This window comes from Candidatus Poribacteria bacterium, assembly GCA_021295715.1.
Lineage (GTDB): Bacteria > Poribacteria > WGA-4E > WGA-4E > WGA-3G > WGA-3G.
Genome location: JAGWBV010000017.1, coordinates 1 through 21125, shown reverse-complemented (window position 1 = coordinate 21125; position 21125 = coordinate 1). Strand labels below are relative to the sequence as shown.

Genomic DNA, 21125 nt, shown 5'->3' with positions numbered 1-21125 from the left:
TATGTGTTTATATTTACACATAAGGCCACCTAAAGACATCTTTTTCACCTTTCTCAGTAATGATCAAACTTGACTATTACACCTTAAACGGCTAACATAATAACTTAGACTGGATTGGCATAAAAATTGCTTGGAATTTAAGTATCTTTGCTCCTTTAATAAAGGTAAAATTAAAAAATGGCAGCCAAACTCTCCAAAAATCTTTCGGCGAAATTTGAAAGTCGAAATTTGCTCTTAAAAAGCTTAATCGGCGTGATCGGGCTGATGTCCTTACTCCTTGGTGCCTGTATCCTCTACATTGTACAGGGTAACGTGCGTGCCCAGACACGATACAGTGTCAAAACCTTTACGCCACAAGGTGAGGTTCCACAATGGGTCGATTTGTCGATTACGTTCTCGGAGGCGATTATTGATAAGTCGCGTGTCGGGACCGAAGTCCCAGCAGAAGCACTTCGGTTCACGCCAGCTGTCCAAGGGACTGCCCGTTGGATCGCACGCGATAGAGTCGGTTTCTTTTTAGATGCACCTTTAGCACCCTCCGCACAATACACCGTTCAACTCACACCAGAACTCAATCCATCTGAGACATTCCTCCTAACCGGACAAAAAGAATTTAAATTTGCTACCGATCCTTTCGCAGTGCAGCAAGCACGCATGGAATTTACCTCTGATGACACCCGTGAACACGCAACAGGTTTCGGTACGATAGCATTCAATTATCCCGTAACCATTGTCGATTTAAAAGCACACCTCTCTATTGAACTCGACGACGAAACAGAAATCCCCTATCAGATTGAAACCAATACAGCAACAGCGCGGACGGTAAGATTCGAGACAAAACGCATAAAACGTGGCAATGCAGACCGAGAGATAAAGATTAAAATTGAAAAAAGGTTCAAATGCACTGGCGGGAAAATAGGTTTAGAAAAAGCGAGTGTTACACCAGTAATACTCCGAGGGCGCGGGACACTCGGTGTAACATACTCCGACGTTTGGGAAAGTGATGGAACTCCCTATATCTCGGTGAGTTTCAGTGCACCGGTACTCAGTGATGCCATTGAGCCGTATATAGAACTGACTCCAACAGTAGCATATCAGGTGACATCCGATTACCGAAACGTGCAGATTCACGGCAACTTCAAACGGCGCACTACCTACACATTGAAGATCCGGCGGGGTCTAACAGCCCGAAACGATGCCGTTTTAAAACAAGATTACATGACGCGCCTCACAATCCCGGATATCCGACCCCAACTTCGGTTCCTCGGCGACGGTTTCTTCCTCGCGAGAAAAGGTCATCTGAACTTAGGCCTCGTAACAATTAATGTTAAACGCGTGAAACTCAACATCGAAAAAGTTTTCGCGAATAACCTTATCTATGTGTCGAAATTAGAACGATGGAGTCGTTGGAGCAGAAACTTAGGTAAACCCATTCATACAGAAGAACTTGATATCCCCTCGCAATTGAACGAGGAGGTAACAACACCTATTTCGTTGGAAGAATATCTCTCAGACGAACATGTTGGTATCTTCAAGGTTGTGGCACGAAACGCAGAGAGGGAGTGGGATAGCGCACATCAATGGGTGCTCATTACAGATTTGGGTATTACTGCCAAACGCATAGGGGATAGCCTATACGTTTGGGTGAAATCCCTCGCTACTGGATCGGCAATACCAACAGCGCGCGTCAAACTTATCAGCGATAATAACCAAACGCTACTCGAAGGAACAACCAACTGGGCAGGATATGTCGCGTTCACAGACATTGCGGAGAAAACTGAAGACTTCACACCCTTTATGGTCACCGTTGCGAAACAGGACGATCTCGCTTTCATTCAACTTAACCGACACGAAATTGCAACCGCAGATTTCAACATTGCAGGCTCTGCCTACTTGCAAAAAGGGTATGAAGCATTCCTCTACACAAGTCGGGGCGTCTATCGCCCCGGCGAAACCGTCCAACTTGCTGGAATTGTTCGAGGACCAAAGCAGGTAACACCACAACCGCTTCCCACGCGGATTGAAGTGATCTCCCCAAACGGCAGAATCATGCGAGAGTTAAGACTACAAACAAACAAAAGCGGTGCCTGCGATGTGCAAATTCCTATCCCTGATTACGCCTTGACTGGCAATTATATTGCCAAGATGCGGATCGCGGATCGGGTCGTTGGAAGAGTCCAATTCCAAGTTGAAGAATTTATGCCCGATCGGATAAAAGTCGCTGTAACAGCCGATAAGTCCACTTACAAACTTGGAGAGGAACTCGGCATTGAAGTGTCTGCTATTAATCTATTCGGTCCTCCAGCAGTAGGTCGCAAGGTGGAAGCCGCCTGTGAATTGGAAGCAGTTTCGTTTGTCAATTCAGCAGCCAGCGCAAGCGCAACACAATGGAACTCGTTTGTCTTTGGGAATACCCGCTCCAATTTTGAAAAACAAAGAATTGGGTTGGGAGAAGCTAAAACTGACGCATCAGGCAAAGCGTCCTATCAATTTACGATCCCTGAAACGTTGAAAGCACCTTCTCTCCTAAACGGTTCGCTGACAGCAACCGTCAGCGAACCCGGTGGCAGATCTGTCACCGCTTCTCACCGAGTTACGATTCACCCGTATTCGCATTACGTTGGGCTCCGACGAACAAAGACCGGGGATGTAAAAATTAACCAACCACTCCGATTCGACTACATCGCTGTTGACGATGCAATGGCAGTTGCCCCCGGAAGAGATTTAAAACTAAGTCTCCACAAAGTCCACTGGAACACAATACTCCGTCAGAACAATGCCGGGCGTTATGAGTACATATCTGAACCTCAAACAACGGAAGTGGAAACGGTCACATTAACTTCAGCAGAGACAGTGCAAACGGTGACCTTCACTCCCTCAGATTATGGTGAATACCGCGTCCGTCTCAAGGATATCGCCTCAACAGCGACTGCCGAACTCGGGTTTTACGTCAGCGGATGGGGAAACATCCCAGTTTCTATGGAACATCCGACTCGACTGGAATTAACGCTTAATAAGCCTGCTTATCGTCCGGGACAAACAGCAAAACTATATGTTAAAGCACCGTTTCCTGGCACACTCCTGCTGACTGTCGAACGGGAAAAGGTATTGAGTTACCGGACAATCGTGATGAAAAATAATACCACAACTTTATCAATCCCAGTCCGGTACGCCTATAGGCCAAACGTGTATCTCTCCGCGACGTTGACACGTGCCATTCCGATGGAAGGAACTGTGACTGATAAGAAATCGCCTCTTCCTGCGCGCGCGTTTGGGGTAATTCCACTAAAGATAGATGAAACTCGGAGGCGACTTTCAATCGAAATGTCGCTTAGTCAGACAAATGATGCTGGGGATATGCAGAAGATTCCACTTGTCAGTCGGCAAAGGAATATAGAGTCCGCAGAAGTCTCTCAGCCTGAAAATAGCGAAGTGACAGTACTACCGAATCGCGAAGCGACTATAGCGTTCCAAGTCCACGGTAGACGCTCTTGGCAAAAATATGATGTTTGTATCGCAGCTGTTGATGAAGGGATCCTCGCGTTAACCAACTTCAAAACACCTAACCCACACGACTACTTCTATCGACAGCGCGGGCTTAAGACGCGCTCCTTTGACTTGTATAGTGGGATCCTTCCCGAAATCGCAAATGTCACCGACAATTCAAGTACAGGCGGAGATGCGCTTACGGCACGGGACGCGGTACTACGGAAGCGATTGAGTACAGGCAGCATCCGGCGAGTAAAACCGATTTCACTCTGGTCCGGATTCGTGAAAACCGATCGAAACGGTCAAGGGTCTGTTCAATTCAAGATTCCACAGTTCAATGGGACCCTGAGGTTGATGGCAGTCGCATTCGCGGGCGGTGATTACGGCGGCACGGAAGCGCATCTAATTGTCCGTGAACCTATTGTCTTAACACCAACATTTCCACGATTCCTTGCAGGTGGTGATAAGGTTCGTGTACCGGTCACCCTCTATAACGGCACGGGCACTGAAGGAAAATTTACGGTCGATTTGCAAACATCAGGCGACGTTCGACTCCTTTCAGCAACGACTGTCAGCGATCAGCAATCAGGAATCAATGATCAGCAAGATCACCCCTCTACTGAAAGTCAACAGCCGCTGGTTTCCGATAGCCAATATGCAGTAGATAAACTCAGTATAGATCAGAAAGTCGACGCAGGCGCAGAAGCACAAGTTTTTTTCGATATTCTCGTTCAGGATGCAATCGGGGAAACCAATTTCAATCTTTCCGCGCACGGTAACACACAAACAACACAATTGGATGTAAAAATCCCACTGCGTTCCATCGCTCCACCTGTCACACAAAGTGGACAGGGAGTGGTCCGCGCAGGTGAACCTGTTGATTTTATTTTCCCGTCGAATTTCATACCAGATTCGTCAGAGTTTAGCCTCACGCTATCGCCGTTCCCAAACATCAGGTTCGCGGACAGTCTCCGCTACCTTATACGCTATCCACACGGTTGCTTGGAACAAACAACGAGCAAGGTTTTTTCACTGCTTTACTTTAGCGACTTGGCGCGAAGCGTCGAACCGATGCTGGCAGCAGAAGACGCAGTGGACCACTACATCACATCGGGCATCACGAAAATCGAAAGTATGTTGAAATCAGATGATCGTTTTGCTTATTGGCCCGGCGGCACTTACGTGAACCCATGGAGCAGTATCTATGCGTCCCACTTCCTCGTCGAGGCACGAAAGGCAGGCTATGAGGTATCAGACCGAGTTTACGACGCAATGGTGGAAGGTTTAAAAACAGAGGCGAAATTCTCACCAAACACGGAAGACGACTTCACAAGCTCGCTTGGGGAAGCACAAGAGATAAGAAAAAAGATTTCATTAGCCACCTATGCCGCTTACGTCTTAGCTGCTGCCGGACATCCCGATCGAGGCACGATGCACTATCTCAAAAACAGAGGCTTGAGCGGACTCAGTGATTATAGCCACTTTCAACTCGCAGGAGCGTTCGCTCTCAGCGGCGAACTGGAAACCGCTCTGTCAATGCTACCGGTGTCAGTATCACCTAATTTTAATAAGGGTAACGGACAACGCGAGACAGGCGGAACGCTTGATTCTCCCATTCGAGCCCAAGCCATCATGTTAGACGTTCTCGCTGAAGTTAACGAAAACCACCCGTCAATCCCAATGCTTGTCCAAAATCTAAGTGAGGCAGCATCTGCGGGGAACCGATGGGCAACAACACAAGAAAACGCTTTTGCGTTTCTGGCACTCGGCAAGATCCTGAAGAAACAGATGGATAAAAATTACACCGGTACCCTGACACTTAATGATGAACATTTCGTCGACTTTGACGCAACGGAGACCCGCTATACCGATAAAGCATGGGATGGGACGCGCGTTCAACTCTCTGTCAAAGGTGAGGGCAGTTGCTACTATTATTGGAGCGCGTTTGGTATCCAACGCGATTCCTTCATTGAAGAATATGAACACGAACTACAAGTCCGCAGACGCTATTTTAACAAAGACGGCGAAGAACGGACAGGCACCTTCGCACACGGGGAACTGATCATCGCTGAGGTAAACGTCAAAGCCCTCACAGCCAATCTTGAAAACGTTGTTGTCGTTGATATGTTACCTACAGGATTCGAAATTGAGAATCCGCGGTTAGAATCCCGAGCAGGTATTTCATGGCTGAAAGCACAGGATTTCAAACCGGATTACATTGATATTCGTGATGACAGGCTCATCTTCTTCGGCACGTTTCCACGCCAACGTGAACGTAAATTCTATTACGCGTTACGCGCCGTCACACAAGGCGAATTCACCTTACCCCCCATTGTCGCCGAGGCGATGTACGATACAACAAAATCCGCTGTAACGGGTAGTATGCGTATTACAGTGGCTGCAGAATAATGAATAGTTTTCAGTTTTCAGTTTTCAGTTTTCAGTTAAGAGGTGTTTTTGCTTGGGCGTTTCCCCCTCGTTTAACAAACCCCTCCGACAACCGACAACCACTCTTCCGGAAACTGATAACTGTAATGCTACCTTTTTTGTTAATTCTCATTCTTTTGATGCTCGCAAACTGGTGTTTTCCGCTACCCAAAGCACGTCTCCATCCACCGGTATCTCAGATTGTATTGGACAGAAACGGCGAGTGGCTTCGAGCATTTTTAGCCGACGATGGCATGTGGCGAATAGCAACCAGCAGTCAGCAACCAGCAATCAGCAAACTGACGGCTGAAAGGATTGGGCAGCAACCCGTGCCGATGGCTGATAGCCACTTACCAAAAAACCCCTTTACTGATAGCCGACGGCTGATGGCTGATAGCCACTTACTACACCAAGCAATACTCACATCGGAAGATAGGTGGTTTTACTATCACTATGGCATCAACCCTGTGTCAATTGCAACAGCCATCTATGACAACTTGAAAGCAGGTGAAGTGGTGCGCGGTGGTTCGACCATCACCATGCAACTCGCTCGACTGATGGAACCCAAGGCGCGTAACATTCCGAACAAACTCATTGAGATGTTCCGTGCACTTCAACTCGAACATACCTATTCCAAATCAGAGATTTTAACGTTTTATTTCAATATGCTCCCGTATGGTGGGAATATCGTCGGGACAGCAGCAGCCTCGCGGTTCTACTTCAACAAACCCCAGCACACACTTAGTCTTGGTGAAGCCGCACTTCTCGCTGCCATTCCGAACGCCCCAGAACGTTTGCGACCTGACAGGTTCCCAGAAAACGCACGAAAGGCACGCGAAAAAGTCTTGAACCGTCTTCTTGCACATCGACAAATTTCCGAACAGCAATGGCAGGAGGCACTCCAAGAACCGATCCCGCACAAACGCTACCCACTTCCATTCAAAGCACCACATCTCTCACGCATGTTGGTTAAACATGCAAAATCAACAACAACAAATGGCAGGGTATACACGACCATAGACGCGAAGGTTCAGGAGACAGCGGTACGCATCCTTAACGAATATCTTGTGGATGCAGAGCGCAAACCGAGTTTGCGCGGATCCCATAGCACCAGCACAGGCGCAATCATCGTCATGGATACCCAAAACCGCCATGTCTTAGCAATGGTAGGTTCCCACGATTTTTTCGATCGGAGCGCATTAGGACAGATAAATGGGACGCTCGCACCGCGTTCTCCCGGTTCTGCCCTCAAACCTTTCGTCTATGCCCTCGCAATGGAAGAGGGCTTGATTACACCAGAAACATTGTTATTCGATGTCCCTGTTACCTACGCTGGCTATACGCCAGTGAACTACAATGGGAAATATAACGGTTATGTCACTACCCGTCAGGCATTGGCACGTTCCCTCAATGTTCCTGCCGTTAATCTTAATGCGCGCTTGAAAAACGTCACTCTACACGCCTTCCTCAAACAGGCTGGTATCTCTACACTCGCGCCTGCCCAAAAGTACGGACTTTCTATGGTTCTCGGCGGATGCGAAGTAAATCTGCTTGAATTAACAACACTTTACGCTGGATTGGCAAATATGGGAGAATTTGGACCTTATCAATTAACGCTCCCAAGAAATAGCAGTCAGGCACAAGAAGGATCTGAACGTTTAATACCTCTTAACCGACGGTTTCCGACAGCCGAAAGCGAGCGCAGCGAACGCCCCGAAAACTATTTCTCGCAACGTTTACTTCAAAAAGAGACAAGTTTCATCATAACGGAAATGCTAACAAACTCACAACTGCCTACCAACACGGTTAAAAATCCAGAAGCCTTTGAAAGGACAATGAATCTACCGAAGATTGCATGGAAGACGGGGACTTCTTATGGACACCGAGATGCATGGTGCATCGGGTACTCGCCGACATTAACAATTGGTGTATGGCTCGGTAATTTCGATGGAAAGGGGACTCCACTGCTGAGCGGTACAGATGCAGCAACTCCGATTCTCTTCGCGCTCTTCACTGCCTTGACAGGGCAGGACACACACCGCTGGTTTACTAAGCCGGAACAACTGAAAACACGACAAATATGTGCCCTGAGTGGCGCGCCGATTTCACCGCACTGTCCGATCCATAAAGAGGATGTGTATATCCCGGGCATCTCGTCTGTAGCGGTTTGCGCGATTCATAAACGCATCTATGTCGATGAAACGACAGGATACAGTCTCTGCTCCCATTGTCGTAAGAATAGCCGTCAGCCGTCAGCAACCAGCAGTCAGAAAGATAGCCAATACACTGAAAGCCACGCTACAACTCGCACCTCATTTAACGAAGCACAAGCAAAAATATTTGAAGAGTGGCCCGCTGATGCGGCGACTTGGTTGGCAGAGAATGGTTTTGCTGTATCTGTCCTGCCGGAGCATAATCCTTTGTGTACCGGCACAATCGCGGGGAACGCTCCGGTTATTTTATCTCCAGCAGAAGATACTATCTATTACATTCGGGAAGGGGTGCCACTGGAAAACCAAAAGATTCGATTGATCGCCTCGGCTTCGAGTCGGACACAGGATCTGTTCTGGTTTTTGGATGGCGAGTTAATTTTTCAAGGGAGCGCAGGACAACAATACTGGCTTACGCCTGCCAGAGGGAAACATGTGTTAACTTGTGTGGATGCGGAGGGTCGCTCAGCAACCCGTCCGCTCCATATCTCATTAATTCGGTAGACATGTTTGGTAAGACGCTTAAAACCTGATTCCATCAGAACCGGATTTAAGCTTACCCCACGTCGTTGTCAACTTACCTTCCGCTTGCACCGCAAGGGTTTTTTCCATACTATCTTTGACATCGTCAGCAGTAAACGCGACACTCCACATCTTAAATTCGTCAATCATACCGTTGAAGAAGTTGGCGTTACCCTGACTCGCTGCGATACACATACCTTCGGTACCGAAATCCATGCGGGCATCTCCACCGGCTTCCGTTTCGTTATCAAGCTCCCCGTTAATATACATCCACCCAGTCTTTTTGGTTTGCGTCCCGACGAAGTAGTACCATTCCGGTTCAAACGCCTTATAATTCGTGTGTATCGGTAATTCCACACCTTGCGTCGCAAAGTAGTACCCGAATAAAATGCCACCACGGTTGAATGTAATATGAGGCCGCCCACCACCATTCAAACGATAAAGCAGATCAATCCTGCCGCCACCTTCAATTTTCTCGTCCGGTTTGAACCAGAATTCGATCGTCATCTCCTTGGGTTGATCAATCTTGAGCGGATCGAAGTTAACACTTCCACCCTTGAACTGGAGTGCCTGACCTGACACACCCTCTACCCATTTCGCGTTCTTTATATCACCAACGAATCCATTCGGCGAAACATCTTCCGTCGTGTTCCCTTTACCTTCATCAAAAGGTAGATAGATAAGTAAATCTTTGTCCGGATCAACTGCATGCGCGAGTACACAACTCATCAAAAACGCTACAGCCGTCATAAGATATGCTAATTTTTTCATCTTTATCTCCTGTGAAAGCATCACCTTCACATTTTCCTCCAATTTTTTAATGACCGACTGCTATTTCGGGGATTTCAGTTTTCCCCATGTCGTTGTTAATTTACCGGTCGGTTCAACCGATAAAACCTCTGGTAGGTAATAATTAACGATGAATTCACCCATAATCGCGCCCCACGAGACACCCGGATGCGGCACATCACCCACATAGGTCTGGACGAAGATGCCGAGGCGGCCGCCGGTGTCTTTGTTGTATAGCACAGCCGGTTCAACCCGCGGATCTTGATCATCATTCTCAGCAAGCGCGATCTCCAACTCCCAGGGACTTCCTTCGTAATCCTCAAGATGGAACGGATAAGAGGTGTTATACTTTTTCAGACTCGGTATGAGGTCTTTGCCTTCCTGTGTCGGGGTCATTTCAACTGGAGCGCCCTGCCAAGCGTCTGGACCTTTACCCTGCCATACGAATGCTTCTGGAACGTCGACGACATTGGGTAATGCAGCTTGTCCGTTCGTTTCATCGGGTCCTTCCGACGTATAAAAGGTATATTCACCCGTATTGAAAACCGTGTTGCCGGCATCAAGGAACTCTTCAAGAAGCGAGCCATCAGGTTTCGCATTACCAATCGGATAAATCGTTGATGGAGTAATACCTGTCAGAATCAGAGTATTCCCACCACCTTCTGTGTGTGCCTTGACCCAATCTGCTAATCCCTTAATATCCTTGGGGTCAAAAGCCGTTAGGTTTACCTTATTATCAATAATCTTAATCAAGGCATCAATTTCCTCTTGGGCACCTTTGGGATCTTCACGCGCCCAAGGATGTGAGTCCGTATGAACCGCAAAATTGAAATTGGCTTCAACCTGCGTAGAAATCAAAACTGTAAAAAAAAGAATAACCAGTCTCTTCATTGTCTTTCTCCTATATGTTGTAGGCGGGCACGGAACCCGCCTCGCGTTTATCTACTTTTCAATTCACCCCACAGTGTCGTTAATTTGTCAGCAGGTTCCACTGCCGTTGGTGGGATGCCCTCACCATTAATCTCAACATATTCATACGCAACGGTTGAATCCCTGCCCCCTAAGCCCGGACGCCCTTTATCATAGGTTTTATCCTGGTTTTCAACCATCAGTTCTCCATCAATGTAGGTTCTGAGAGTTTCGCCTTCTGTTTCAAAAACAATTGTATATGCATCGCCACCTTTGGTGTCTTTGGAATCGGGACGTTTCGGACGCGGACCACCGGTAATCTCATTCCCAGCACCGCCTTGAAACATGAAAAGCGAGGTGGTATGCGAGTTATAGCTGATTTCCATGAAATAGAAATCCACTGCTGGTTCCTGCGTCCGAACGAACAGATGGAAATAGGGGCCATCAATTTTTCGTGCCTTAACTTCCATTCGGTAATCCGTCCAGTTTTCTTCCCCAAAGTAGATGCCTGAATTCTGTCCACCGACAACGGTAAGTTCAAGCATACCGTCTTTCACCTTCGCAGTTGCCTGCGGTCCCAACTCCCAATCCGCAATCTCCTTGTCACTATCAAACTCATAACGAATCGCCTCTGCGGTGTGCCCAATTAGCAGAAAGCCTAAGCAAATGCACGCGTAAATCCATTGGATATTCAACTTTCTCATGAGAGATTCTCCTTAGATTTATAGCCGGAGTATCGAATCGCCGCCTTCTGCGCCAAGCAGATATAGGATGCTCGCGGTCATTACAAAGTGGATGTGTCACGTTACCTTCGTTACAATTATTTTACATAAACATGTCAGAACTGTCAACCTTAAATTAGGGTCATTTAGTTTTAAGCAATTATGGGACTTTGGGTGGATCCGGTGCGGTTAGGAAACCGCACCTACCGGGCCAGGGCATCCAAAATTCTCCTAAAAATGGCGAACTAAATGACCCTAACCTTAAATAGATTGAAATACAGAGACTCACCCGCGAATCGCCGCAATTGTTAGACACCCCCACCCCACGATAAATGCCAACCCACCGATCGGAGTGACCGCGCCAAGCCATCGAATACCCGTGAGACTAAGGATATAGAGACTGCCTGAAAAAATCAAGATACCTGCGAAAAAACACCATCCCGACGCAGTCGTGAGTTGGTTCTGCCACTGCGATACCGCCCACGCCGCAGCAATCATCCCCAGACTGTGATACATCTGATATCGAACTGCTACTTCAAACGTCTCAAGCATCTCTGGTGAAAGTTTTGATCGCAACGCATGTGCCCCAAATGCTCCAAAAACAACACCCAGTAGACTCAGACCTGAACCGAACGCAAAGAAAATATTTTGCATGGATGCCTCCTTTTTAATTCCAGTCAGCAATCAGCAAGAGCCTCTGATGAACTAACTTCTAACACCAACACGTTGATAGCCGATATGCTGTGCTTTTTGAGTTCCACTATGATTCATGAGTCTCTTCATTATAACTTAAATCACACATCTCACGACAGATGTTTTCGCGGAAGAATGACATCGAAATAAATATTTTCTTGACATTTTTGCCATATTGTGCTAAGATTTAGTTTTAAACGGCGTAGCTCGCTCTATTCCGTCTATTCCGTGTGGTTAAAAGTAAAAGGAGAAATTTTTGGACGTATGAAACAATACAGAACAGACCAGATCCGAAACATTGCAATTATCGCGCATTCAGGAGCAGGCAAAACATCACTCGTTGAAGCAATGCTTTACAACAGCGGTGCTATTGAGCGAATGGGTGCCGTCGATAGTGGAACTTCTGTAGCTGACTATGCCGCTGACGAGATTGAACGTAAAACAACCCTCAACTGTTCAGTTTGTATTGCAGAATGGGAAGGACATAAACTAAATCTGATTGATACCCCGGGTGCAGAAGACTTTTACGGCGACCTCCACAGCGTACTCCGAGCCGTTGACGCTGTTGTCGTCGTTGTCGATGCAACAACCGGTGTCGAAGGTGGAACCGAAAAGGTGTGGGAGGTAGCGGACAAATACGAATTGCCACGCCTCATCTTTATCAATAAGATGGATAAAGAGAACGCCAGCTTTGAAAACGCACTCTCGACCATTGAAGACATTTTAGAGACTCGGGCGGTCCCTACTCAACTCCCGATCGGTAAAGAGGACCAGTTTGCCGGTGTCGTCGATGTCATACAGATGGCGGCTTATTTGCAACCCGATGGAAACAAACGCGCTGCAAAAGCTGAGATACCTGCAGACTTGGAAACAGAGGCTGAAGAAACCCGCGAAGCACTCGTTGAAGTCGCTGCAGAAAGCGACGATGAACTCATTGAGAAGTTTTTTGAAGCTGAACTATCGGACGAAGAGATTCAGAACGGTTTACAACTTGGGATTTTCGAGAATCAGTTTACCCCTGTGCTTTGTGGTGCTGCCTTGAACAATATCGGCGTGCAACAATTGATGGATACACTGTTGACGGGCTGTCCATCTCCGGTTGACGTAGGCGCGGTCACATCTGCAGAGAATGAAGCGGACAGTCGCGAACCATCACCGGATGCACCGATGTCCGCCGTTGTATTCAAATCAATTGCCGACCCGTTTGCGGGGCAATTGAGTTTCTTTCGTGTCTACTCCGGCATATTACAAGGGGATACTCAGGTCAGTAATTCGACGCGAGGACAAATTGAACGTCTCGGAAAAACGGCGTTCATGAACGGTAAGGAGGCGATCAGCACACCACAAGTAGAAGCAGGAGACATCGGCGCGCTCACGAAACTTGCGGCGACCCAGACCGGGGATACGCTCTGCGACAGAGATACCCCCATCCAGCTGACAGGTGTTGATTTCCCAAACTCCGTCATCTCCTATGCCATACACCCAACGCGTGAAGGCGACGATGAAAAGTTAATGACATCACTCACACGGATGTCCGAAGAAGATCCGACGTTCAGGATTGAGCGGAACGAAGTTACGAAACAACTTCTCATCTCTGGGCTCGGAGACTTGCACATTAATATTAATCGGGAACGAATGGCAGACAAATTCGGAGTCGAGACCGCACTTTCACCGCCAAAAGTGCCCTATCGGGAAACAATTCGTAGGAGAGTCCAAGGCGTCCAAGGCAGACACAAACGCCAATCCGGTGGAAGAGGGCAGTTCGGCGATGTCACGATTAATCTCGCCCCTTTGCAACGCGGTGATGGTTTTGAGTTTGTTAACAACATTGTTGGGGGTGCGATACCGCGCAACTATATCCCAGCTGTCGAAAAAGGCATCCGCGAGAGAATGGACAGAGGTTTGCTTGCAGGTTTCCCAATCGTCGATATCCAAATTGATCTCTATGATGGTAAATACCACCCTGTTGATTCTTCGGATATGGCGTTCCAGATCGCTGGCTCTATCGCCTTTGCCGCCGCTGCCGAAGAATCAGATCCGTGTTTGCTCGAACCGGTAATGAGCGTCGATATCACGGTGCCCGAACAGTTCATGGGAAGCATTATCGGCGACCTGAACGGACGACGTGGACAGGTAATGGGTGTTGAACAGATGGGGAGAAAGCAGGTTATCCAAGCAAACGTTCCGCTTTCGGAGATGCTCCGGTATTCCATCGATCTTAAGTCGATGACGAGTGCCCGTGGTACCTTCACGATGGAATTCTCGCATTACGAAATCACCCCGGACGATGTTGCACAGAAGGTAATCGCTGCGTCGAAAACCGAAGAGGAAGAGTAGACTATCGGAAAGCCGTCGTCGGTGTCCCTTCTCTCTGCTTGTAGGTGCGTCGCTGACGCAACACTTACTGCTTTCCCAACAGAAACGAAACGCCCCAGAGCGTGTATACCGACAAAACATAAACCCGCTGCTGATTTGTATCAACAGTGGGTTTATGTTTAAATCTAATGTTCGCGATTAACTATCCAAATGGAAGACCGCCATCTTTAATTCGGTCATCTCTTCTATGGCGTATTTCGGACCCTCTTTGCCCATACCGCTCTCTTTGACGCCACCATACGGCATCAGATCTGCACGCCACTGCGTGCCCCAGTTCACCATCAAGTTGCCAGATTCGACCTCACGCACAAACTTCATTGCCCAATCGACGTTCTGTGTGAAGATTGCGGCACTCAGCCCGTAGTTTGTATCGTTGGCAAGGGCGATCGCCTCGTCAATATCGTTGACGCGCGTCACACCGACAGCCGGTCCGAAGACCTCATCACAGGAGATTTTCATCTCCGGCTTGACGTTGGCAAGGATAGCAGGCGTAACGAATTGGTCCTGCTTATCTCCACCGGTGAGGAGCTCTGCCCCATCAGAGACTGCCTCTTGAATCCATTCGGCAACACGTGTGGCATCTCCTTCTCGAATCATCGGCCCCATCCGTGTCCCTTCTGCGAGAGGATCACCGGTGTTGATTTGAGCGACTTCGGCTTCAAACGCATCTAAGAAATCACCGTAGATTTTCTCATGTGCGATGACACGCTGCGTTGAGATACAGACCTGTCCGGCATTAGAATAACCGGATGCCGCTGCTGCACGAGCGACCTTTTCGGGATCCGCATCGGGCATGACGATGAGCGGCGAATTCGAGCCGAGTTCCATCGTGACACGCTTCAATCCTGCGACCTTGCAGATATGCTCGCCGACATCACGGCTACCGGTAAAGGTAATTTTTCGGACGCGCCGGTCTGCACAAAGGGTGTCCCCGATTTCGCCACCGGGTCCCGTCACACACTGAATCGCCTCAGGCGGTGTCCCGGCTTCCAAAAAGAGTTCCACCAGTTTTAGAGCGGAGAGCGGTGTGTCCGTCGCAGGTTTGATGATAATAGCGTTTCCACCGGCGATCGGTAATGGGAAATTGAAGGGACTGATGCCAGCCACAATACCGCACGGCATGCGTACTGTAAAGCCGAGTTTGCCTTGGACACCCGGTGCGCCTTCAAGGGGAATCGTTTCACCGGTTAATCGTTTTGCTTCCTCCGCAGAGAGGGCAATAATCTCGGAGGCGCGTGTCGCTTCAATCGTCGCCTCGGCGAGGATTTTACCTTCCTCACGGGTGATAACCTCGGCAAGTTCGCCCGCCCGTTCCACCATCAAATCCGCAACTTTACGCAGGATCTCGTAGCGTTCATAGCCGGTCATCCCCGCCATGATCTTTGCGCCGCGTTCTGCCGTCTGAATAGCGGTTTCAACGTCGTTTGCGTCCCCTCTCGGAACAGTATCAACGACCGAACCATCAAAGGGGCTAAGTACGTCAATTTTATCGGATTTATCAATCCATTCTCCACCTACGTGCATTTGCATAATGCATCTTCTCCGTTTCTGCTTCAGCACACGGATGTGCCTATACTTATTTTTTTCTTTTTAGTAGAGCCCAAGTTGTTGCCAATTTACCAGCAGCATCAACGGCGGCATAATCAGCTAACCCATTCTCCATAACATCGTTGAGTTCATCTTCAGAGAGTGCTTCCGTGAAGAAACCTACCTCATCAAAGAGTCCTGTTGCAGCAACGTTGCCGGGACGCGCGCCGATCCAGATAGGCGACTTACTCGTATCCAATGTGCCACCGCTCGGTTCCTCGCCCTCCAATTTCCCATCAACGAACATCTGAACGTTTTTACCGTCATAGATTTTGGCGATATGGTGCCACTCCCCATCAGCAACAATGGTCTTACCCTCAATCCGCCCAACCTTGCCTTTGACATGCCACATAAACACGGGATAGTCAGCATCGTGGATCCATATATCCAGATGGCGGACATCCTTTGGTTCGGGCCAGACATCCCCATTTCGCCAAACAACGTATTGCCATGAGGCGGCTTCCAACTTAACCCACGCGATAAATGTGTAAGGATCGGAATTGAAAACATCGTCGTGATCGACGCGGACGTAACTATCACCTTTGCCGGGGAATTTCAAAGCACCCCCGAATTTGCCTTCATCCACCCACTCAAGCGTGCCCTTAATCTCACCATCGTGTCCACTGACAATGTCTTTAACAACCTTTCCACCATTCTCCTCAAAGAGCCAAGCACTCGCCAAACCGAGTTTCGCGGCTTGCGCAGAAATACCGAAGCCCATCGCGAGGATGAGCGAACTCACAATAACTGTTAAAGCCTGTGCTCGACTGGCAGCAAATATTTTCATTTTTTTCTCCTCAAGTACGACAATTATCAAGCGCGTCCTCGTCCAATTCAACCCCTAATCCGGGTTTATCTGGAACCGTTGCGTATCCATCAACAAGCGGAATCGTTGAAGGTGTAACAAGGTCAAAAGCGCGCAAAGCATTTAGTGTAATCCCTGGCATGGTTGCATTTGGCATCACTGCGGCAAGATGCATAACGTAGCAGGTCGTCATACCGAGTCCAACAATTTGTATCCATACCGGAAGATGGGCAGCGTTTGAAATAATCGCCTCTCGTATAGCATTGGCAGGGCGTGAGTCTGGGTAAGCGATAATAAATGAATCGTTCATATTTGCCCGTATTGCTTCGATTGGATCGGGGTTGCCGAAGTGAATTGTTATGGGCATATCGGTGTGTCGCTTGATCTCTTGGTATCCATCAATATCGGCTTGTGGAATCGGCGTTTCAAATGACTCTATATTGTAACCTTGAAGTTGACGTGCAACTTCGAGGGTCCGCTCCGGGGTTTCAAACGAATCATTTGCATCAACGCGGAGTCGATAATCATCTGGCACAACACCCGCGATTGCTTCTACCTGCTCAAGCACTTCAAACCACGGCCGGGCTTTGATTTTGTGGAGCCGGTAGCCGAGCGCATAAGCGTGTTGTGCTTCTGCCGCCCACTCTTCCGGGGTCATATCGATCGACCAGTAAGCGAATTGCGTTTTGTCGTGAACCTTTTCACCTAAAAGTCGATGCACCGGCACGCCGAGTGCCTTCCCCATAATGTCGTAAAAAGCCTGTTGAAGAGGGGTCGGTGCCCAGCCATTCATAAACTCAAACGGATTTCTACCGACATAACGTTGAACAACTTCATCCGCCTGAGACGCCCCATCGCCAATCCCAACGAGTCCTACATCGGTGTGTACCTTGTAGACGTAATCAATCTGGTAAAGATTACGACGCGTCATGAGTTCATAAATGCCTTCATGATACGGCACTCTCACTTCGATAACGTCAATCTGGGTAATCTTCATAAGTGCCTCCACATCTCCTCATAGGGGTCTCTTCGCGTTATTTAAGCACGAGTGTCACCGTGAATTATTCATCACGTCGGATCCAACTGACGACATCTTCTGCCTCACCTGTCCCACCTTCAACGCCATCACTTCCGAAAGAGATGAGATCGTACCCGTAACGGTCGTGGTTACCAGGGCGAACATAGACATACGGATTTCCCCATGGATCTTCCGTGATCGGGATTTGAATATAAGGCTCTATCCAGTTTATAGGTCTTGGTGGTGCTTCAGGCATCTCCCAAAGTGCCTTCAATCCCTGTTCAGTTGAAGGATAATCACCGTTATCTTTAGCATACCTATCAAGAGCAATACCAAGCGTTTCAATGTCTTCAGCGGCTTGTGCCTGTAAAGCCCGTCCCGCCTGTCCGAGCAACCGAGGTGCCAAAAGAACTGCCCCAATAATTCCGAGAACGATGACGACAACTAAGATTTGTATTGATGTTAATCCTGCTTGTTTAAAATCGATTGATTTCACGTATTTTCCTCCGCTAACCTGACATAGCAAATTGGCTATCGACTTTCAACTATCAGTCGGGGTACTTTCAGTTTTCTGAAACGCTCGAATCAAACAGCAGACTGACGGTCATTCAAAAAGTTCTGAACCGACAGCCGAAAGCCGACTGCTGACAGCCATTTTTTAAGTGTATCACATCTCCTGAATTGTGTCAATTTTAAAATCCCTTGACACCCTTTGCAACACGCCATATAATTTACTATAGACGCTCATCTGCCTGTCCACCCTAAGAATAAGTTGGCGACGGTCTGGGCGCGAATGAAACATCGGTAAACTTCAGGATTGAGCAGAATATGATCACGATTATGACGCATGAACAATCACGAAAATGTAATTCCTAAATTTATAGAATAGTGGAGGAATTCGGGCATGACGAAAACGGTTTGCATTGTCGGCACAATGGACACGAAGGGTTTGGAATTCTCGTTTATCAAAACACAGATAGAATCAACCGGCACCGCAACGTGTGTTATTAATACGGGTATATTGGGAGAACCCCAATTAACGCCGGACGTTTCTGCGGATGAAGTCGCACAAGCGGGCGGTTCGTCTCTCCAGGCTTTGAGAGATGAAGGCGACCGAGGTAACAGTGTCGCTGTGATGGCGCAAGGTGCAGCTGCGCTCGTTGCTGAAAAACAGGCAGCAGGCGAAATTGACGGGATCATCTCACTCGGTGGTTCCGCAGGAACGACCATCGGCACGACGGCGATGCAGGCAGTCCCAGTAGGTGTCCCGAAAATTATGGTGTCAACCTTAGCATCGGGTGACACGAGTCCGTATGTCCAATCCAAAGACATAAGTATGATGTATTCTGTTGTGGACATCGCTGGCATTAACAGGTTGTCACGGCAGATTCTTGCCAACGCCGCTGGTGCGATCGTCGGGATGGTGAATGCGGAAGTCCCTGCGGCGATAGTAGACAAGCCTTTAATCGCCGCGACGATGTTCGGTGTGACAACACCATGCGTCACAAAAGCGATGGAAATCCTTGAAGCCGCTGGTTATGAAGTCCTCGTCTTTCACGCAACGGGTACCGGTGGACAAGCGATGGAAGATCTCGTCAAAGGCGGTTTTCTCGCTGGCGTGTTAGACGCGACAACAACAGAACTTGCTGACGAATTGGTGGGTGGGATACTCAGTGCGGGTCCCGATCGGTTGGAAGCTGCCGGAGAATCTGGACTGCCACAAGTTGTCGCCCCAGGTGCACTGGACATGGTGAATTTCGGTCCCCCTGACACAGTGCCAGAGCAGTTCAGCGATCGGTTGTTTTACCAGCACAATCCGACTGTGACCCTGATGCGGACAACCGCTGAAGAAACCGCTGAACTTGGACGCATCATGGCTCGTAAACTCAACGAGGCACAGGGACCTACAACAGTTATCATTCCAACTCAGGGCGTATCGGCGATCGACAAAACAGGACAACCCTTTGACTCTCCGGAAGCACGCACCGCATGGAGTGAGAATCTGAAGGCGCATATCGGCAGCAACGTCACAGTTATTGAGATGGACGCTCACATCAATGACGACGAGTTCGCAACAAAACTCGTAGAAATACTGTTAGCGAGTATTGAGTAATTGTAGCGTCTGCACAGAACCACAAGGAGTAATTGTCAGTTCTTGGTTAAGAGGTTTTCATCCAACACCACAGAGGTCTTCTTCGGATAGCCTCAAAACCGATAGCCCGTAATGTAATGGAGGGCGGTTCTACGTGAAAAACCTCAACCTACAAATCACCCGACCGAACCGCAAGGAAAAATTAAAAGATGGCAAAAACCTATAGGACACTTACCCAAGAAGATATTAACCACTTCATTGAGAAGGGACATGTTATCCTGAAAGACTGCTTTCCGCGCGAGTTGGCAGAAGAATGGCAAGCCTTCGCTTTTAAGCGACTCGGTTATGATCCAGACGATCCAACGACTTGGGAGGAACCGCGCGTTCATCTGCCTTCCATGAACAGGGTACTGATTGAGGACGTTGCACCGAGGGCGTGGGATGCCATCTGTGATCTACTCGGCGATGAAGACAGGATTGTCAATTTTTGGGGCGATTCTAAACCCGGGTGGAGTGATGGTTTTATTATTAACTTCGGGTTAGGCGCGGACACACCATGGCAACCACCTTCACCAGAAGTCGGTGGATGGCATAAAGATGGTGATTTCTTCCGTCATTTCTTAGATAGCCCGGAACAGGGCTTGCTCACAATCGTCGTCTGGTCGGATATCTATCCCCAGAGTGGCGGAACGTTTGTGGCGTGCGATTCGGTCCAGCATGTTGCACAGCGGTTGTATGAACATCCAGAAGGATTGTTGCCGGGCGGGTTTGGCGGACTCATTGACAAATGCAAAGATTTTGTAGAAATCACGGGAAATGCAGGCGATGTCGTGCTGCTGCATCCGTTCATCTTGCACGCTGCTTCGCAGAATCCTTCCGGACGCGCCCGTTTCATCACGAATCCGCCAGTTTCCCTCAAGGAACCGATGAATTTCAATCGTGAGAATCCAGACGATTTCTCACCTGTGGAGTTAGGGGTGCTGCACGGATTAGGGAAAAACCGTCTCGATTTCAAACCAACGGCACAGCGAGAACGTTTAGTCCCAGAACGCGTCAAACGTCAGCAGAAGATGCTCGAAGAGCAGAAAAAGCGACTCGAAGCCGATTCCAGTAGGTAAATTAGGCATCAAACTGGTGTCGGCTCTGATGACAGGCTGTGCCTTTACCCCGAATCACATCCGCTTGTTGCCATGTATCAACAGCACTGCAAATAGCATCACTCTCACCGAAGTGCTGTTGCAACTCGGATTTCGTAAACCAGTCGTACCCATCGTTTGCGAGGGCATCAATGTCTAAGTTTTCATCGGAAAATCCGTAGACACGACAAATACCATCTTCCTCCTCAATATCCTCAATATAGGACATCCAAGAGACATCTAAACCGAGTTGGATTTGGGTGAGTTCTTGAAGTGAGCCGATCCGTGCACCGACATCCCAACCAACACCTTTCTCCTCTTCCCAACCTTCGCCGCCGGGCAACTCCCAA

Annotated in this window: 14 protein-coding genes; 5 read left to right on the top strand and 9 right to left on the bottom strand. The window is 48.5% G+C overall.

The features are described from left to right. Positions 1–177 precede the first annotated feature (177 nt). Complete coding sequence (locus J4G07_06750) at positions 178–5898, top strand: alpha-2-macroglobulin family protein (GenBank protein MCE2413686.1); 5721 nt, start codon at positions 178–180, stop codon at positions 5896–5898. A gap of 125 nt (positions 5899–6023) precedes the next feature. Beyond that, complete coding sequence (gene pbpC, locus J4G07_06745) at positions 6024–8630, top strand: penicillin-binding protein 1C (GenBank protein MCE2413685.1); 2607 nt, start codon at positions 6024–6026, stop codon at positions 8628–8630. Positions 8631–8648: 18 nt separating this feature from the next. Here the strand turns inward: pbpC and J4G07_06740 are convergent, their stop codons facing one another. From J4G07_06740 to J4G07_06725, 4 genes are all read right to left on the bottom strand, one after another. Further along, positions 8649–9419 carry a LamG domain-containing protein gene (locus J4G07_06740; protein ID MCE2413684.1) on the bottom strand — a complete coding sequence of 257 codons (771 nt, stop codon included), beginning with the start codon at positions 9417–9419 and terminating at the stop codon, positions 8649–8651. Between the two features lie 60 nt (positions 9420–9479). Next, positions 9480–10328, bottom strand: a complete 849-nt coding sequence (locus J4G07_06735; protein MCE2413683.1) for a hypothetical protein — start codon at positions 10326–10328, stop codon at positions 9480–9482. A gap of 47 nt (positions 10329–10375) precedes the next feature. Continuing rightward, on the bottom strand, positions 10376–11050 hold the full coding sequence (locus tag J4G07_06730) for a DUF1080 domain-containing protein (GenBank protein ID MCE2413682.1): 675 nt from the start codon (positions 11048–11050) through the stop codon (positions 10376–10378). Positions 11051–11353: 303 nt separating this feature from the next. Next, complete coding sequence (locus tag J4G07_06725) at positions 11354–11722, bottom strand: DUF423 domain-containing protein (protein MCE2413681.1); 369 nt, start codon at positions 11720–11722, stop codon at positions 11354–11356. 303 nt (positions 11723–12025) lie between these two features. On the opposite strand from J4G07_06725, the gene fusA reads away from it, so the two are divergent. Beyond that, positions 12026–14098 (top strand): elongation factor G, encoded by a 2073-nt coding sequence (fusA, locus tag J4G07_06720; protein MCE2413680.1) that lies wholly within the window; start codon positions 12026–12028, stop codon positions 14096–14098. A gap of 177 nt (positions 14099–14275) precedes the next feature. Here fusA and J4G07_06715 read toward each other — a convergent pair whose 3' ends face one another. The 4 genes from J4G07_06715 to gspG all read right to left on the bottom strand — a co-directional run bounded on the left by J4G07_06715 (position 14276) and on the right by gspG (position 18043). After that, positions 14276–15667 carry an aldehyde dehydrogenase family protein gene (locus J4G07_06715; GenBank protein ID MCE2413679.1) on the bottom strand — a complete coding sequence of 464 codons (1392 nt, stop codon included), beginning with the start codon at positions 15665–15667 and terminating at the stop codon, positions 14276–14278. Between the two features lie 46 nt (positions 15668–15713). Continuing rightward, entirely contained in the window at positions 15714–16511 is a 798-nt protein-coding gene (locus J4G07_06710; protein MCE2413678.1) for a LamG domain-containing protein, read from the bottom strand. 10 nt (positions 16512–16521) lie between these two features. Next, positions 16522–17526, bottom strand: a complete 1005-nt coding sequence (locus J4G07_06705; GenBank protein MCE2413677.1) for a hypothetical protein — start codon at positions 17524–17526, stop codon at positions 16522–16524. 64 nt (positions 17527–17590) lie between these two features. After that, entirely contained in the window at positions 17591–18043 is a 453-nt protein-coding gene (gspG, locus tag J4G07_06700) for a type II secretion system major pseudopilin GspG (GenBank protein ID MCE2413676.1), read from the bottom strand. 408 nt (positions 18044–18451) lie between these two features. Between gspG and J4G07_06695 the strand changes: the two genes are divergently transcribed. After that, positions 18452–19660 (top strand): Tm-1-like ATP-binding domain-containing protein, encoded by a 1209-nt coding sequence (locus J4G07_06695; GenBank protein MCE2413675.1) that lies wholly within the window; start codon positions 18452–18454, stop codon positions 19658–19660. 188 nt (positions 19661–19848) lie between these two features. Continuing rightward, positions 19849–20757: a phytanoyl-CoA dioxygenase family protein gene (locus tag J4G07_06690; protein MCE2413674.1), complete on the top strand. Its 909-nt coding sequence runs from the start codon at positions 19849–19851 to the stop codon at positions 20755–20757. Position 20758: 1 nt separating this feature from the next. On the opposite strand, the gene J4G07_06685 is transcribed toward J4G07_06690, so the two are convergent. After that, on the bottom strand, positions 20759–21125 hold a 367-nt coding region (locus tag J4G07_06685), incomplete at its 5' end, for a hypothetical protein (GenBank protein ID MCE2413673.1).

What these genes read in the sequence shown, in the direction of transcription:
- J4G07_06725 (MCE2413681.1), bottom strand. Translation starts at nt 11,722, where the DNA reads ATGCAAAATATTTTCTTTGCGTTCGGTTCAGGTCTGAGTCTACTGGGT.
- fusA (MCE2413680.1), top strand. Translation starts at nt 12,026, where the DNA reads ATGAAACAATACAGAACAGACCAGATCCGAAACATTGCAATTATCGCG.
- J4G07_06690 (MCE2413674.1), top strand. Translation starts at nt 19,849, where the DNA reads ATGGCAAAAACCTATAGGACACTTACCCAAGAAGATATTAACCACTTC.
- J4G07_06730 (MCE2413682.1), bottom strand. Translation starts at nt 11,050, where the DNA reads ATGAGAAAGTTGAATATCCAATGGATTTACGCGTGCATTTGCTTAGGC.
- J4G07_06705 (MCE2413677.1), bottom strand. Translation starts at nt 17,526, where the DNA reads ATGAAGATTACCCAGATTGACGTTATCGAAGTGAGAGTGCCGTATCAT.
- J4G07_06695 (MCE2413675.1), top strand. Translation starts at nt 18,452, where the DNA reads ATGACGAAAACGGTTTGCATTGTCGGCACAATGGACACGAAGGGTTTG.
- J4G07_06740 (MCE2413684.1), bottom strand. Translation starts at nt 9,419, where the DNA reads ATGAAAAAATTAGCATATCTTATGACGGCTGTAGCGTTTTTGATGAGT.
- J4G07_06715 (MCE2413679.1), bottom strand. Translation starts at nt 15,667, where the DNA reads ATGCAAATGCACGTAGGTGGAGAATGGATTGATAAATCCGATAAAATT.
- pbpC (MCE2413685.1), top strand. Translation starts at nt 6,024, where the DNA reads ATGCTACCTTTTTTGTTAATTCTCATTCTTTTGATGCTCGCAAACTGG.
- J4G07_06710 (MCE2413678.1), bottom strand. Translation starts at nt 16,511, where the DNA reads ATGAAAATATTTGCTGCCAGTCGAGCACAGGCTTTAACAGTTATTGTG.
- J4G07_06735 (MCE2413683.1), bottom strand. Translation starts at nt 10,328, where the DNA reads ATGAAGAGACTGGTTATTCTTTTTTTTACAGTTTTGATTTCTACGCAG.
- J4G07_06750 (MCE2413686.1), top strand. Translation starts at nt 178, where the DNA reads ATGGCAGCCAAACTCTCCAAAAATCTTTCGGCGAAATTTGAAAGTCGA.